Here is a 15,844-nt window from a genome sequence, read left to right as displayed (position 1 = left end):
GGCAGCTTAAGGCCTGGGCGTGCCACTGGCGAGATGTCGCCCATCACACCGGTCGATATGCACTATTTTCCTGAACGATCTGTATATCGCCAAGTCACGATATAGAGTTCGCTGCATCGCGATATTGCGTTGCGCCGCTATCAGGAGAACCCATGAGCAGCGACGGCGTCGATCTGGACGAAGTGATCAAGGCCCTGGCCCACCCGGTACGCCGGGATATCCTGCGCTGGCTCAAGGAGCCCGAGGCGTACTTCGCCCAGCAGGATCACCCGTTCGACATCGGCGTGTGTGCCGGCAAGTTCGACGAACGCACCGGCCTGTCGCAATCCACGGTATCGGCACATCTGGCCACCTTGCAGCGTGCCGGCCTGGTGACCAGTCGCAAGGTGGGCCAGTGGCATTTCTTCAAGCGCAACGACGCCACCATCGACGCCTTCCTGCAACTGATCGGCCGGCAACTGTGAACCCGGCAGCTGATGGCATTCCTGCCTTACTGCTGGCCGGCCTGCTGCCGGTGACCATCCTGCTGACCCGTTTGACCCGCACACCTGTCCATCACCCCGTTCTCAGCGAATGACCCGAGGATCCTGACCATGGCCACTCTGTTCGACCCCATCAAAATCGGCGACCTGCAACTCGCCAACCGCATCATCATGGCGCCCCTCACCCGTTGCCGCGCCGACGAAGGTCGCGTGCCCAATGCGTTGATGGCCGAGTACTACGTCCAACGCGCATCGGCCGGGCTGATCATCAGCGAAGCCACGTCGGTCACGCCGATGGGCGTGGGTTACCCGAATACCCCAGGCATCTGGTCCGACGATCAGGTGCGTGGCTGGAGTACGGTGACCAAGGCCGTGCACGCCAACGGCGGCAAGATTGTCCTGCAACTGTGGCACGTGGGGCGGATTTCCGACCCGTCGTACCTGGATGGCGAACTGCCGGTGGCCCCCAGTGCCATCAAGCCAGCCGGCCACGTCAGCCTGATTCGCCCTATGAAGGACTACGAGACCCCACGCGCCCTGGAAACCGAGGAGATCGCCGAGATCGTCGACGCCTACCGGCTGGGCGCGGAAAACGCCAAGGCTGCCGGCTTCGACGGCGTGGAAATTCACGCCGCCAACGGTTACCTGCTCGATCAGTTCCTGCAGGACAGCACCAACCAGCGCACCGATAACTATGGCGGCTCCCTGGAAAACCGTGCACGCCTGCTGCTGGAAGTCACCGATGCGGTGCTGAGCGTCTGGGAACCGGGCCGCGTGGGCGTGCACCTGGCCCCCCGCGCGGACAGCCATGACATGGGCGATTCCAACCGCACGGAAACCTTCACCTACGTGGCCCGCGAACTCGGCAAGCGCAACATCGCCTTCCTCTGCGCCCGCGAGCGGGAGGCCGATGACAGCCTGTCGCCGAGCCTGAAAGAAGCCTTTGGCGGCGCATTCATCGCCAACGAGCGCTTCTCGAAGGATCAGGCCAATGCCTGGCTGGCCAGCGGCAAGGCCGATGCGGTGGCCTTCGGCGTCCCCTTCATCGCCAACCCGGATCTGCCGGAGCGCCTGCGCCAGGGCGCAGCGCTGAACGAGGCACACAGCGAGACCTTCTACGCCTCGGGCCCGGTCGGCTATATCGACTACCCGCGCCTGTAATTTCCGCCACGCAATGAAAAAGCCCGCGTTCTCACGCGGGCTTTTTCATTGCGGTGCGCCGGGCTAGCGTGCGTCGATCTGCTGCTGCAAGTTCTGGATTTGCGCCTGCAGCGTGTTGACGCTGCGCGTGGTCTGCGCGCGGAACGCGTCGAACTCGGCGGTACTGCTACCACTGCTGGCCGCCGGGCGATTGTCCATCTGGCTCTTGAGCACCAGCAGATCCTGCTCCAGGCGATCGACAGCGGCGTTGGAGTTGCCAGCCTTCTTCAGTGCCTCGATGTCACCCGCCAGACTCTTGACCTGGGTAGCCAGTTTGCCGGCATCCGCCTGGGCGCTCTTCAGGGTGGCCAGCTCGCTTTTCACGGCAGCCAATTCGCTTTTCAGCGAGCCTTGCTCGCTGCCGAGGGTCTTGAGGCTCTCGTCGTACTTGCCCGTGTCACCCTGCTGGGCCTTGAGGTCGGCGATCAATTGCTCGATGCGCTTGTCCTGCCCGCTCTGCTGGCCACCAGCGGCCTGCTGTTGCCTGGTCAGCTCGGCGACCTTGCCTTCCAGCTGGCGCACCTGCAGGCGCAGGGCCTCACTGCCGGTGGTGACGTTGGACTCAGCCGCGACCACCTTGCCGGAGATGTCCTGAATGCGGCCCGCCGCTTCTTCGCTGATACGCGCGAAGCTTTCCTGTGTGGCAACCAGTTGCTGCTCCATCAGGTTGATCTGCTGGAAGCTCCACCAGCCCACGGCGCCCAGGGCGATGCTCAGCGCGCCGACCAGCGCCCACAGCGGGCCGGTGCTGGCTGCACGGGACGCAGCGGCGGCCTTGCCAGGCGCAGCGGCACGGGCATAAGACTGCGGTTCAGGGTCGAAATCATCCTGATCGCGGCGATCCGGCGTCAGGCTGGGCACATCATCGAGTTCGTCGTGGGCATCGTTACGCATGTAGGGAGACCTTGAGAAAACCACGGTGGAAGCAAATTGCCGCGCAGTATACCGATTCGCTGGTGACGCTTGGGTGTCGTAGTGCCAGTAATCGAGGTGTCACCGCGGCCTGTATTGCGCACACAGACCAGCGGTGTGCGGCTCCGGTTCCGTGACGGCCTGGGCCCCCGGTCACGGGGCGGGCGGCATGATCCACCGCGCCGACATTTCCCTCACAGAGGTCAAGACAGACAACGAATCCAGGAATACTGGAAAGCCTTGGCCTCCGCTCGATGGTGCCGCCTCCGGTAACTTGCAAGACCAAGGCCGGAGCAGTAGGTGCACAGATTCGACGCTTCTATATGCTTGGCTTCGATCCCTTCTGCCAGCAAGAGCAAGGTGCAGTACCTGGCAAGACTCAACCAGGCCTCGCCATGGGAGGCCACTGCCGAATTGGCGTGCTGGCAAGGCCGAACAACAAACCAGGGCGGTTGGTTTCCGGACCACAGCCGGCCATGAATACGCTGCAGTTCCTGGGTCAACTGGGTCGGCACTTCGTAACAGCACGCCATGATGCCAGGCCCTATCGCAATTCTCAGGCTTTGCCGTTCGATACCCGCTTGAGAAAAGGCACCGAGCGCATTGGCGATCACACCACCCAGCAAACCCTTCCAGCCGGCATGGATGGCCGCGACGAAACGCCCTGAGGTGCAACCCACCAGTATGGGCAGGCAGTCGGCGGTAATGACCGAGACAGGCCTGGTGCTACGGGTGAAAACAGCATCAGCGCTCAGATCCCCTGCCGGCTCCTGACCCGCTATTTCCACCACTTGGCTGGAGTGCTGCTGCCGCAGGTAGAAGGTACCCGCAGGCATCGCTTCATCCATGGGCCCGCAAAAGCCGTGCTGAATATTTGGCAACAGGCTCAGTATCTTGGCCGAGTACATGGCTCACCACGCGATGATTAGCTCGATGAGCCTCTACACTAGCCTAGGGCCAAGGGTAATGAAATCACCCTGTTTAGCGGTTTTTTCGCACGGATTCACAGGTCAAGCCACTGTCGCGGATTGACCTGTCGAGCGGCAACGGATTGCTCGCAGCCCCTGCACAATCGACCGAGCAACTGATCTAGCCCTGCGCCCGCCACCAGCGGCAGAACTCGTCCAGTGCCGGCCACAACCCGGCGGTGGCCTGGTAGTCCAGGTGCCGCTGCGCCTGGCTGATGTCCAGCGAGAAGTGGCGGCTCATCACGTCCACGGTCAGTCGCGACAACGACGGCTCGGGGCACCCCGGCAACAGCCTGCAGAGCCCCTCGTTGAAAGTCGCCATGCTGCGTGCCAGGCCGACCGGCACGTGGCGGGTAACCGCCGGCATCTGTAGTTGACGCAGCACGTAATTGACCACGTCCCAGAGTGGTACCGCCGCGCCATTGCTGATGTTGTAGGCCTTGCCCAGGGCCGGCCCGGCGGCCAGCAAGGCGCTGAGCAGGGCCTCGTTGAGGTTGTGCACGCTGGTGAAGTCGACCTTGTTCAGGCCATTGCCGATGATCGCCAGGCGCTTCTTGCGCTGCATGGCGATCAGCCGTGGAAAGATGCTCACATCGCCCGCCCCGGTGACGAAGCGCGGGCGCAGGGCAATCACTTCCAGGCCGAACTCCTGGGCGCCGAACACACGCTGTTCGGCGAGAAACTTGGTACGCGCATAGTGGCTGGAAAAACGCTTCGGCACCTGCTCTTCGCTCAGACCGACATGATCGCGCCCATCGAAATAGATCGACGGCGACGACAGGTGGACGAGCCGTCGAACCCGACGCTTGAGGCAGGCTTCGATGACGTTCTCGGTGAGCAGCACGTTGCCCCGATGAAAGTACTCGTAGCGCCCCCAGACACCCACGGCGCCGGCGCAATGCACCACCGCCTCGACATCGCTGCACAGCGCCAGGGCCAGCTCCGGGTCGTTGAGGTCGCCGGGCATGAAGTGCGCACCACGGCGCAGCAGATGCTCCAGTGCCTCTTCTCGGCGCCCAGTCACGCGCACGTCCAGCCCCTGCTCCAGGGCATGCCTGGCAAAGCGCCCGCCAATGAAACCGCTTGCTCCGGTGACCAGAATCTTCATCACGTCCTCCGCTCGCTCGTCGGCGCACTATAAAGCCTGGCGCAGGGTCGCGGCAGGCCGCCTGGAAGCTGTTCAAAGTCTTGCGAGCCAGAGCCAGAGCCAGGCAAGAGCGGGGCGCAGCAGCCTGTGAACAGGTTCTTACCCCAATGGCACCAGATAATCACCCGCATGGCGGTGCAAATACCCGGTCAGGCGGTCGAGCAGCTCGCCGCCATTGCGCCAGTGATGCCAGTAAAGCGGCACGTCGATGGGCCTCTCGGCGAGCAGCTCGACGAGCGCACCGCTGGCCAGCGCCTCGTGCATCTGTGGCTCGGGCACCATGCCCCAGCCCAGGCCCTCGGCGGTCAGCCGCAGGAAACCTTCCGATGAAGGGCACAGGTGATGCAGGAAGCTGCCCGACAGGCCAAGCTCACTGAGGTAGCGGTGCTGCAACTGGTCGTCCGGGCCGAATACGATGGCCGGCACATGGGCCAGCCGCTCGGCCGTCACGCCGCCGGGAAAATGTCGGGCGATGAAGGCCGGGCTGGCCATGGCCCGATAGCGCATGGCCCCGAGCGGCAGGCTGCGAGCGCCGGAGACCGGACGCTCCGCCGCACACACGCAAGCCGCCACATCGCCGGCGCGCATGCGCTTGAGGCCCACTTCCTGATCCTCGACCACCAGCTCCAGCAACACCCGGTGGCTGGCGCAGAAATCCGCCACCGCCCTCGCCCACCAGGTCGCCAGGCTGTCGGCGTTGACGGCGATGCGCAGCCGCTGGGTCTCACCATCGGCCTCCAGGGCCGGCACCTGCTGCTGCAGATCACGCTCGAGCAGGCGCACCTGCTGCACATGGTTGAGCAGGCGCCGACCGACTTCGGTGGGCGTCGGCGGCATGGCGCGCAACAGCACAGGCTGGCCGATGCGCGCTTCCAGCAGCTTGATGCGCTGGGACACCGCCGATTGCGACAGCCCCAGGACCTGGGCAGCGCGCTCGAAGCCAGCCTGTTCGACGACCGCGGCAAGGGCAGCCAGCAACTTGTAATCGAGCAATCGATTTTCCTAATGAGCGATCAGGAGGATTGCTTTTCCTTATACAAGCAATCGCCACAGACTGATAGCCATCCCTCCCCTATTCAGGATGCATCGGTCATGTCAGGTCTCGGCAACTTCCCTTTCTCCCCTCAGGCACAGGCGCGCTGACCATGTGGCAGAGCTACAGCAATGGCCTGGCGATCACCGCCGGCCTGATCGTCGCGCTCGGCGCACAGAATGCCTTCGTCCTCGCCCAGAGCCTGCGCCGCGAGCACCACCTGCCGGTGGCGCTGTTGTGCATCGCCTGCGATGCCTTGCTGATCAGCGCCGGTGTGTTCGGTCTGGCGACCCTGCTGCTGCAAAGCGAATGGCTGCTGGGTATCGCGCGCTGGGGTGGTGCGGCCTTTCTGCTCTGGTACGGCACCCAGGCATTGCGGCGCGCCTGTCGGCCGAACGCCCTGCTGTTAGAAAGAGGCGCCCCCCGTCCGCTGCGTGCGGTGTTGCTCGCGACCCTGGCCGTGACCCTGCTCAACCCCCACGTCTACCTCGATACCGTGCTGTTGATCGGCTCCCTCGGCGCCCAGCAGAGCGTGCCCGAGGCCTACGCGGCCGGCGCCGCCAGCGCGTCGCTGCTGTGGTTCATGTGCCTGGCGCTCGGCGCTGCCTGGCTGGCGCCATGGCTGGCTCGGCCGCTGACCTGGCGAATCATCGATCTGCTGGTGGCCGTGATGATGCTGGCGATAACCTGGCAACTGATCGCCAAGCCCTTGTAGGCCGTCGAGATGGACGACGGTGCTATGCTGCCCGTCCTGTCGCACGTTGCCGGAGGCTCTGTGGAAACCAGCGTCTTTCTCATGGTAATCGCCTCGGCAACCCTGCACGCGGGCTGGAACGCGCTGCTGAAAATCGGCCTGGATCGTTTTCTCACCGCTTCGCTGATGCAGATCGGCGCCGCTGCCGTCGCCGTGCTGGCCCTGCCGTGGGTAGCCCTGCCGAACGCCGCGGCCTGGCCGTGGATCGTCCTCTCGGCACTCCTGCACATCGGCTACAACGTGTTCCTCAGCCGTGCCTATCGATACGGCGATCTCGGTCAGGTCTATCCCATTTCCAGGGGCAGTTCTCCCCTGCTGGTGGCCGGTTTGTCGGTGCTTTTGCTGGGCGAAACCCTGCCAGCCGGGCAACTGCTCGGCCTGGCGGTGCTGGTCGCCGGTATCTGGTTGATGGCAATCCGGGGTGGCAGCGGCGAAGCCAACGGCGGCCTGCTGTTCAGCGCGCTGATGACTGCCCTGTTCATCGCCGGCTATACGCTCTCCGACGCCGCCGGCGCCCGTGTCAATGGCGACCCGCTGGCCTACTCGCTGTGGCTGTTCACCGTGAACGGCGCGGTGATGGCCCTGGTGATCCTTGGCCAACGCGGCCCAGGTATCGTTCGCGAACTGGGCCCGCACTGGCGGGCGGGGCTGCTGGGCGGGAGCATGTCGATGCTCGCCTACAGCATCGTCATCTGGGCGATGACCCAGGCGCCGGTGGCGCTGGTATCGGCCTTGCGCGAAACCAGCGTGGTATTCGCCCTGCTGATCGGCTGCCTGTGGCTCAAGGAGAGCCTGCCGCCGATTCGTCTGCTGGCCTGCCTGATCATCGTCGCCGGGGTGGCGACCCTGAAGCTCGCCTGAAGCGCCGGCCCGATCGGCGACAGCGGCTCTAGCGCGGTTTCCGGGCACGCTCGCCGCGTGGTTATACGCCAGGCCCGGTGCTATGATCCCTGCCCTGCGTCGCAAAGGATACAAATCCGCCGACGCATGTTTGGCCGCCCGTGATCGGCCCTGCGCTCATCGCAACAGACCTGATTAGGAGAACCACCATGGCTTTCGAATTGCCGCCGCTGCCTTATGCACACGATGCCCTGCAGCCGCACATTTCCAAGGAAACGCTGGAGTTCCACCACGACAAGCACCACAACACCTACGTGGTGAACCTGAACAACCTCGTGCCCGGTACCGAGTTCGAAGGCAAGAGCCTGGAAGAAATCGTCAAGACGTCCTCCGGCGGCATCTTCAACAACGCGGCCCAGGTATGGAACCACACCTTCTACTGGAACTGCCTGAGCCCCAACGGCGGCGGTCAACCGACTGGTGAGCTGGCCGCAGCCATCGAAAAATCCTTCGGTTCCTTCGAGACGTTCAAGGAAGAGTTCAGCAAGGTCACCATCGGCACCTTCGGGGCTGGCTGGGGCTGGCTGGTGAAGAAGGCTGACGGTTCCCTGGCGCTGGCCAGCACCATCGGCGCCGGTTGCCCACTGACCGCAGGCGATACGCCGCTGCTGACCTGCGATGTGTGGGAACACGCCTATTACATTGACTACCGCAACGTTCGTCCGAAGTATGTCGAGGCGTTCTGGAGCCTGGTCAACTGGGACTTCGTGGCGAAGAACTTCGCGGCCTGATGCCAAGCACCACGCTTGCCTGCAAGCGTACCAGCCAGATGCCGATGCCCTCCTGATGCGAATCATGGGGGCATTTTTTCATGTGCACGACGCCTGTCCACGGCAGGCGGGAGATGTGTCAGGATCGACAGACGGTCCTCAAGAGTTGATGGACGTCTCCGAAACAATGCAGGCGCTAGGGCAAACCGTCATCATTGGATCGACGCCGTGCAGCGGAGGTCTTTGACTGCCACCGTGACTTTGCCAATACTCAATCCCTGTCCGGCGTCCGGTATCTCACAAGGAACTGCTATTTGAAGCTGGAACTCAAGCACAGTCTGTCCGTGAAACTGCTTCGCGTCGTGCTGTTGTCCGCGCTTGCCGTTGGCGTGGTGTTGAGCCTGGGTCAGATCGTGTTCGATATCTACAAGACCCGCCACTCGATCACCAGCGATGCCCAGCGCATCCTCGGCATGTTCCGCGATCCTTCGACCCAGGCGGTCTACAGCCTCGACCGGGAAATGGGCATGCAGGTCGTCGAAGGCCTGTTCCAGCATGAGTCGGTGCGCCATGCCTCCATCGGTCACCCCGGCGAACAGATGCTGGCCGAAAAAAGCCGGCCGCTGGCCGAGCCCTCCATGCGCTGGCTGACCGATCCCATCCTCGGTGAAGAGCAGAACTTCACCATCCGCCTGGTGGGCCGCGAGCCCTACAACGAGTACTACGGTGATCTGAACATCACCCTCGATACCGCGTTGTACGGCGAAAGCTTCCTCACCAACTCGGTGATCATCTTCATTTCCGGGGTGCTACGCGCCCTGGCCATGGGCCTGGTGCTGTACCTGGTCTATTACTGGCTGCTGACCAAGCCGCTGGCGCAGATCATCGAACACCTGAGCAACATCAACCCGGATCGGCCCAGCGAGAACAAGTTGCCGATGATCGCCGGCCACGAGAAGAACGAACTGGGCCTGTGGATCAATACCGCCAACCAACTGCTCGCCTCGATCGAACGCAACACCCAGCTGCGCCGCGAAGCCGAAAACAGCCTGCAGCGCATGTCGCAGTACGACTTTCTCACCGGTCTGCCGAATCGCCAGCAGTTGCAACAGCAGCTCGAGCAGATTATCGAAGACGCCGGCCGCCTGCAGCGCCGGGTGGCCGTGCTGTGCGTCGGGCTGGACGATTTCAAGGGCATCAACGAACAGTTCAGCTACCAGATCGGCGACCAGTTGCTGCTGGCACTCTCCGATCGTCTGCGCAGCCACAGCGGCCGCCTGGGCGCCCTGGCTCGCCTGGGCGGCGACCAGTTCGCCCTGGTGCAGGCCGATATCGAACAGCCCTACGAGGCCGCGGAGCTGGCGCAGAACGTACTGGACGACCTAGAGGCGCCGTTCGCCCTCGACGAGCACGTCATACAGCTGCGCGCGACCATCGGCATCACCCTGTTCCCCGAGGACGGCGACAGCCCCGAAAAGCTGCTGCAGAAAGCCGAGCAGACCATGACCCTGGCCAAGAGCCGCTCGCGCAACCGTTATCAGTTCTACATCGCCAGCGTCGACAGCGAGATGCGCCGCCGCCGCGAACTGGAAAAGGATCTGCGCGATGCCCTGGCGCTGGATCAGTTGCACCTGGTCTATCAGCCACAGATCAACTACCGCGACCAGCGTGTGGTCGGCGTCGAGGCCCTGCTGCGCTGGCAGCACCCGCAACACGGCCTGGTTGCACCGGATCTGTTCATTCCGCTGGCCGAGCGCAATGGCATCATCATCGCGATTGGCGAATGGGTGCTGGACCAGACCTGCCGTCAGCTGCGCGAGTGGCACGATCAGGGCCACGGCGACCTGCGCATGGCGGTCAACCTGTCCACCGTGCAGTTGCACCACGCCGAACTGCCGCGGGTGGTCAACAACCTGATGCAGGTGTACCGCCTGCCGGCGCGCAGCCTTGAACTGGAGGTCACCGAAACCGGCCTGATGGAAGACATCAGCACCGCCGCCCAGCACCTGCTCAGTCTGCGCCGCTCCGGAGCGCTGATCGCCATCGATGATTTCGGTACCGGCTATTCGTCGCTCAGTTACCTGAAAAGCCTGCCGCTGGACAAGATCAAGATCGACAAGAGCTTCGTGCAGGATCTGCTCGAGGACGAGGACGACGCCACCATCGTTCGCGCCATCATCCAGCTCGGCAAGAGCCTGGGCATGCAGGTCATCGCCGAGGGGGTGGAAACCGCCGAGCAGGAGGCCTATATCATCGCTCAGGGTTGCCATGAAGGTCAGGGCTACTACTACAGCAGGCCGCTGCCGGCCCGCGAACTGACCCAGTATCTCAAGCAGTCCAGCCGCGCGCAGCACCGCGTCGATCCGGCAACGCTCTGATGCCGGGGCCGCTCTGAATCGAGCCTGAGCGCGATTATCCGGGTTCGGAACGGGCGGTAGCACATCCAGCCTTTGCGTAAAATGCAAATCTTTCGCATTATGTTGCAGCTCGCGTGGACGACCACGTGCGCTCCCCATTAACACGCAAAGGATTTCGTCATGATTCGTATGCCCCTGGCCTCTGCCAGCCTGCTGACAATCGCCATTGCCCTGGCGGGCTGCGGCGAAGACAAAGCGCCTGCCAACCAAGCCGCCGCCCCGGCTCCGCAAGCGAGCACCAGCAGTGCACCAGCAGCAGCCGGCGCCTTCGATGAAGCCGCAGCGCAAGACGTGGTCAAGCACTATGCCGACATCGCTTCCGCCGTGTTCGACGACGCCGCCAGCACGGCGAAAACCCTGCAGACCGCCATCGACGCGCTGCTCGCCACGCCGAACCAGGAAACCCTCAAGGCTGCCCGCGAGGCCTGGCTGGCCGCACGCGTGCCCTATATGCAGAGCGAAGTGTTCCGCTTCGGCAACACCATCGTCGACGACTGGGAAGGCCAGGTCAACGCATGGCCGCTGGATGAAGGGCTGATCGACTACGTCGCTGCGGACTACCAGCATGCGCTGGGCAACCCGGGCGCCAGCGCCAACATCATCGCCAACACCGAGATCCAGGTCGGCGAGGACAAGGTCGACGTCACCGAAATCACCCCGGACCTGCTCGCCAGCCTGAACGAGCTGGGCGGTTCCGAAGCCAACGTCGCCAGCGGCTACCACGCCATCGAATTCCTGCTCTGGGGCCAGGACCTGCACGGCACCGGCCCAGGCGCAGGCGAGCGCCCGGCTACCGACTACGTGGTCGGTGAAGGCGCCACCGGCGGCCACAACGAGCGTCGTCGTGCTTACCTGAAGGCCGCCACCGAACTGCTGGTCGCCGACCTCGACGAAATGGCTGGCCAGTGGAAAGCCGGCGTAGCCGACAACTACCGCGCCACCCTGGAAAGCGAATCCGCCGAGAACGGTCTGCGCAAGATCCTCTTCGGCATGGGCAGCCTGTCCCTCGGTGAGCTGGCCGGCGAGCGCATGAAGGTCGCGCTGGAAGCCAACTCCACCGAAGACGAGCACGACTGCTTCAGCGACAACACGCACAACTCGCACTTCTACAATGGCAAGGGCATTCGCAACGTCTACCTGGGCGAGTACAAGAAGGCCGACGGCACCAGCCTGACCGGCCCGAGCCTGTCGTCGCTGGTCGCCAAGGCGGACGCCGCTGCCGACAGCACCCTGAAGGCCGATCTGGAAGCCACCGAAGCCAAGCTGCAGGCCCTGGTCGACAGCGCCAACAAGGGCCAGCACTTCGACCAGTTGATCGCCGCCGACAATGCCGAGGGCCAGCAACTGGTGCGTGATGCCATCGCTGCCCTGGTCAAGCAGACCGGCGCCATCGAGCAGGCGGCTGGCAAGCTGGGCATCAGCGATCTGAACCCGGACACCGCCGACCACGAGTTCTGATTCGACAGCCTCAGGCGTAGACCAGGCCGATGCGACTCACCTCGCATCGGCCTTTTTCGTTTCTGCGCCGGCTACCATCCACACATGCAAATCCATCTTATTTAAAGCTGCATAGGCTGCTAAGATTCCCGCCCTTGATTTTCCTGTCACGGACTCTGTCGATGCCTGCGCCACCCGGTCGTCTGCTGCCAATGCTGGGCCTGGCCCTCAGCCTGGCGGCGTGTGAGCAGTCCCCGCGCTTCACCGAAGCAGAGCCTGGCGAAGCGCTTTCCGGCGGCACGGCCACGGTATCGCGCAGCGACCACAACGCGTTCTCCCTGCCCTCCGCCAACCTCGAGGCCGAACGTCGTCTGGATTTCAGCGTGGGCAACAGTTTCTTCCGCAACCCCTGGGTGATCGCGCCGTCCACCACCACCGCCCGCGACGGTCTCGGCCCACTGCTCAACACCAATGCCTGCCAGAACTGCCACATTCGCGATGGCCGTGGCCACCCGCCCGAACCCGGCAGCCTCAACGCCGTGTCGATGCTGGTACGCCTGTCGATTCCTGCCGGCAGCGCGCACCCGTGGATCATCGAGCGCCAGGGGGTGCTGCCCGAACCGAAGTACGGCGCGCAGTTGCAGGACATGGCCAACCCCGGCGTAGCGCCCGAAGGCAAGGTACGCGTCGCGTACAGCACCCACCACGTGCAGTTCGACGACGGGTATGGCATCGAGCTGCGCATGCCACAGTTGAACATCAGCCAGCTCGGCTACGGGCCGATGCACCCGGACACGCAGTTTTCGGCCCGGGTCGCCCCACCGATGATCGGCCTCGGCCTGCTCGAAGCGATCCCAGAGGCGGCCATCCTGGCCAACGCCGACCCCGAGGATCGCGACGGTGACGGCATCGCCGGGCAGCCCAACTGGGTGTGGGACGATGTGCAGCAGAAAACCGTGCTCGGCCGTTTCGGCTGGAAGGCCGGACAACCGACCCTGAATCAGCAGAACGCCCATGCCTTCGCCCACGACATGGGCCTGACCAGCAGCGTCGTGCCCCACGACCAGTGCACCGATGCGCAGGCCGCCTGCCGCGAGGCGCCCCACGGTGGCGAGCCGGAGGTCAGCGACAACATCATGAAAATGGTGCTGTTCTACACCCGCAACCTCGCCGTGCCAGCTCGTCGACGGGCCGACGACGCCCAGGTGCTGGCAGGCAAGAACCTGTTCCATCGCGCCGGCTGCCAGCGCTGTCATACGCCAAGCTTCGTGACCGCCACCGATGCCGCGGAACCGGAGCTGGCCAGGCAGACCATCCGCCCCTACACCGATCTGTTGCTGCACGACATGGGCGATGGCCTCGCCGACGGTCGCGGCGAGTTCCGCGCCAGCGGTCGGCAATGGCGCACCGCGCCGTTGTGGGGCATCGGCCTGACCGAGCAAATCAGCGGCCACACCCAGTTCCTGCATGACGGTCGCGCTCGCAACCTGCTCGAAGCCATTGCCTGGCACGGTGGCGAAGCAGAGGCTGCCAAACGCCACGTACTGACATTTTCCAGCGAGGAGCGCGCCGCGCTTCTGGCCTTTCTGAACTCACTGTAAAGGAGCCGCGCATGATTCGTTCTCCGCTGACCATCGCCCTGCTGGGCCTGACCCTGGTCGCCTGCTCACCCGCCGACCCGCAGGCCACGGTCAGCGCTGCGCTGGCCGAAGGCGTGCTGCTGCCCGCTCACATCACCTGGAAAGAGGCCGATGCCGGCCTGGCCAGGAGCGCCCGGTCGTTCTGCGCAGGCGAAGAGGATCTGGCCACCGCTCGCCAGGCCTTCCTCACCGCCCAGAGCGCCTGGGCCAGCCTGCAGCCACTGGCCGTCGGGCCGCTTGCAGAAGGCAACCGCGCCTGGCAGGTGCAGTTCTGGCCGGACAAGAAGAACCTGGTGGCACGCCAGGTCCAGGCCCTGGTCAAGGGCAACGCCCGGTTGAGCGCCGCCGACCTGGAGAAATCCAGCGTGGTCGTCCAGGGGCTGACCGCCTACGAGTACCTGATCTTCGATCCGGAAATCGATCTGCACGACGCTGAACAGAAAGCCCGCTACTGCCCGCTGCTGGTGGCCATCGGCGAGCATCAGCAGGCCTTGGCAGGCACCGTGCTGACGCAGTGGCAGGACCAGGCCGGTGCACTCAGCCAGTACAAGACCTTTCCCAACGAGCGCTACGCCGAAGCCGGCGAAGCCATCTCCGATCTGCTGCGCACCCAGGTCAGCGCCATCGACGGCCTGAAGAAGAAACTCGGCGCCCCCCTGGGCCGGCAAAGCAAGGGCGTACCGCAGCCCTACCAGGCGGAAGCCTGGCGCAGCCAGGCCAGCCTGGCCAACCTCGGCGCGGCGCTGACCGCTGCCGAGCAGCTCTGGCACGGCGCCAAGAACGACGGTATCCAGGCCCTCCTGGGCAGCGACCAGGATGCGCTCAAGCAGCGTATCGACGGGGCCTACGCCGAGACCCAGCGACAGCTCGCCGGCCTGCAGCGCCCGCTGGGCGACCTGCTGACCGACGAAGCCGGACGGCAGACCCTCAACGCCTTCTACGACAGCCTCAATGTCCTGCACCGCCTGCACGAGGGCGAGCTGGCGCGAGCGCTGGGTATCCAGCTGGGCTTCAATGCCCACGACGGAGACTGACTCATGACGATCAAACGCAGAGCCTTTCTTGGCTTGAGTGCCGCGGTACTCGCTGCCGGTGCCGTGGGCGGCTGGAAGCTGAGCCACAACGGCGGTCAGCCACTGCTGCTCTCGGCACGCAACGACGAAGATGGCAAGCACTACGCGGTCGGTTATCGGCTCGACGGCCAGCGGGCGTTCGCCACGCAGGTCAGCGAGCGCTGCCACGACGTGGTGCCCCATCCGACCCTGCCCATGGCCCTGTTCGTCGGGCGCCGGCCGAGCACCGAGAGCTACCTGGTGGACACCCGCGACGGACGCCTGCTGCAGACCCTGCACAGCGAGCAGGACCGGCATTTCTACGGCCACGCGGTATTTCACAAGGACGGCCAATGGTTGTACGCCACCGAGAACGATACCCGCGATCCCGGCCGCGGGGTACTTGGCGCCTATCGTCTGGAAGGCGAGCGCCTGCTGCGCCGCGAGGAGCTGTCGACCCACGGCCTGGGCCCGCATCAGGTGCTGTGGATGCCGGATGGCGAAACCCTGGTGGTGGCCAACGGCGGCATCCGCACCGAAGCGGAGAGCCGGGTGGACATGAACCTCGATGCCATGGAAGCCAGCCTGGTGCTGATGGCACGCGACGGCACCCTGCACAGCAAGGAACAGTTGCCCGAACGGATGAACAGCGTGCGCCACCTGGCCGTGGCCAGCGACGGCACCATCGTCAGCGGCCAGCAGTACATGGGCGACCCCATGGACGCCGTGCCGCTGGTGGCGATCAAACGTCCCGGCCAGCCGTTCCAGCACTTCCCGATGGCCGAGGGGCAACGGCAGATGATGAACCAGTACACCGCCAGCGTGGCGGTGCACAGCGATCTGCGCCTGCTGGCGATGACCGCCCCCAGAGGCAATCGCCTGTTCATCTGGGACCTGGACAGCGGCGCAGTACGCCTGGACGTTTCGCTCCCCGATTGTGCGGGCGTCGGCGCGGTGGAACACGGCTTCGTGGTCAGCGCCGGCATCGGCCGCTGCCGTCTGTACGACTGCCGCAGCGAGCGCATCGCCATGCAGCCCCTGGATCTCCCGGCAGGGCTGTGGGACAACCACCTGCGCCTGGCCTGACCGGCACCAAAGTGGCGTAAGCAGCCGTAGGGTGGATGACGCTCTTTTCATCCACCATCGCGCTCGCAGAGCGGTGGACGGATGAAGCGTCGTCCACCCTACAAAT

14 protein-coding genes are annotated in these 15,844 nt (G+C 64.6%); 10 read left to right on the top strand and 4 right to left on the bottom strand.

Features of this window, described 5'->3' with window-relative positions; translation table 11 throughout:
* The first annotated feature begins 152 nt into the window (after positions 1–152).
* Positions 153–464 carry an ArsR/SmtB family transcription factor gene (locus BLR94_RS10815; RefSeq protein ID WP_084304768.1) on the top strand — a complete coding sequence of 104 codons (312 nt, stop codon included), beginning with the start codon at positions 153–155 and terminating at the stop codon, positions 462–464.
* Between the two features lie 129 nt (positions 465–593).
* Complete coding sequence (locus tag BLR94_RS10810) at positions 594–1,643, top strand: alkene reductase (protein ID WP_084304767.1); 1,050 nt, start codon at positions 594–596, stop codon at positions 1,641–1,643.
* 63 nt (positions 1,644–1,706) lie between these two features.
* Here the strand turns inward: BLR94_RS10810 and BLR94_RS10805 are convergent, their stop codons facing one another.
* The 4 genes from BLR94_RS10805 to BLR94_RS10790 form a co-directional block, all read right to left on the bottom strand.
* On the bottom strand, positions 1,707–2,576 hold the full coding sequence (locus BLR94_RS10805; protein ID WP_084304766.1) for an ATPase: 870 nt from the start codon (positions 2,574–2,576) through the stop codon (positions 1,707–1,709).
* 221 nt (positions 2,577–2,797) lie between these two features.
* Positions 2,798–3,502 carry a purine nucleoside phosphorylase YfiH/LACC1 family protein gene (locus BLR94_RS10800; RefSeq protein WP_084304765.1) on the bottom strand — a complete coding sequence of 235 codons (705 nt, stop codon included), beginning with the start codon at positions 3,500–3,502 and terminating at the stop codon, positions 2,798–2,800.
* A 181-nt stretch (positions 3,503–3,683) separates the two neighbouring features.
* Complete coding sequence (locus BLR94_RS10795; RefSeq protein WP_084304764.1) at positions 3,684–4,670, bottom strand: NAD-dependent epimerase/dehydratase family protein; 987 nt, start codon at positions 4,668–4,670, stop codon at positions 3,684–3,686.
* A gap of 138 nt (positions 4,671–4,808) precedes the next feature.
* Complete coding sequence (locus BLR94_RS10790) at positions 4,809–5,702, bottom strand: LysR family transcriptional regulator ArgP (RefSeq protein ID WP_084304763.1); 894 nt, start codon at positions 5,700–5,702, stop codon at positions 4,809–4,811.
* Between the two features lie 152 nt (positions 5,703–5,854).
* On the opposite strand from BLR94_RS10790, the gene BLR94_RS10785 reads away from it, so the two are divergent.
* From BLR94_RS10785 to BLR94_RS10750, 8 genes are all read left to right on the top strand, one after another.
* The gene (locus BLR94_RS10785) at positions 5,855–6,457 is read left to right on the top strand and encodes a LysE/ArgO family amino acid transporter (protein ID WP_084304762.1); all 603 of its coding nucleotides are present in this window, start codon (positions 5,855–5,857) and stop codon (positions 6,455–6,457) included.
* Between the two features lie 60 nt (positions 6,458–6,517).
* The gene (locus BLR94_RS10780; RefSeq protein WP_084304761.1) at positions 6,518–7,357 is read left to right on the top strand and encodes an EamA family transporter; all 840 of its coding nucleotides are present in this window, start codon (positions 6,518–6,520) and stop codon (positions 7,355–7,357) included.
* Positions 7,358–7,545: 188 nt separating this feature from the next.
* Positions 7,546–8,127 (top strand): superoxide dismutase, encoded by a 582-nt coding sequence (locus tag BLR94_RS10775; RefSeq protein ID WP_084304760.1) that lies wholly within the window; start codon positions 7,546–7,548, stop codon positions 8,125–8,127.
* A gap of 293 nt (positions 8,128–8,420) precedes the next feature.
* Positions 8,421–10,484: a putative bifunctional diguanylate cyclase/phosphodiesterase gene (locus BLR94_RS10770; protein WP_084304759.1), complete on the top strand. Its 2,064-nt coding sequence runs from the start codon at positions 8,421–8,423 to the stop codon at positions 10,482–10,484.
* Positions 10,485–10,643: 159 nt separating this feature from the next.
* Positions 10,644–11,981 carry an imelysin family protein gene (locus tag BLR94_RS10765; RefSeq protein ID WP_084304758.1) on the top strand — a complete coding sequence of 446 codons (1,338 nt, stop codon included), beginning with the start codon at positions 10,644–10,646 and terminating at the stop codon, positions 11,979–11,981.
* Positions 11,982–12,142: 161 nt separating this feature from the next.
* Positions 12,143–13,561, top strand: coding sequence for a di-heme oxidoreductase family protein (locus BLR94_RS10760; RefSeq protein ID WP_084304757.1), 1,419 nt, complete (start codon positions 12,143–12,145; stop codon positions 13,559–13,561).
* An 11-nt stretch (positions 13,562–13,572) separates the two neighbouring features.
* On the top strand, positions 13,573–14,634 hold the full coding sequence (locus BLR94_RS10755; RefSeq protein WP_084304756.1) for an imelysin family protein: 1,062 nt from the start codon (positions 13,573–13,575) through the stop codon (positions 14,632–14,634).
* 9 nt (positions 14,635–14,643) lie between these two features.
* The gene (locus BLR94_RS10750) at positions 14,644–15,738 is read left to right on the top strand and encodes a DUF1513 domain-containing protein (protein ID WP_084304974.1); all 1,095 of its coding nucleotides are present in this window, start codon (positions 14,644–14,646) and stop codon (positions 15,736–15,738) included.
* Positions 15,739–15,844 lie beyond the last annotated feature (106 nt).

Source organism: Phytopseudomonas flavescens, assembly GCF_900100535.1.
Classification (GTDB): Bacteria; Pseudomonadota; Gammaproteobacteria; order Pseudomonadales; family Pseudomonadaceae; genus Aquipseudomonas; species Aquipseudomonas flavescens.
This window is presented reverse-complemented; position numbering and strand designations above follow the sequence as displayed.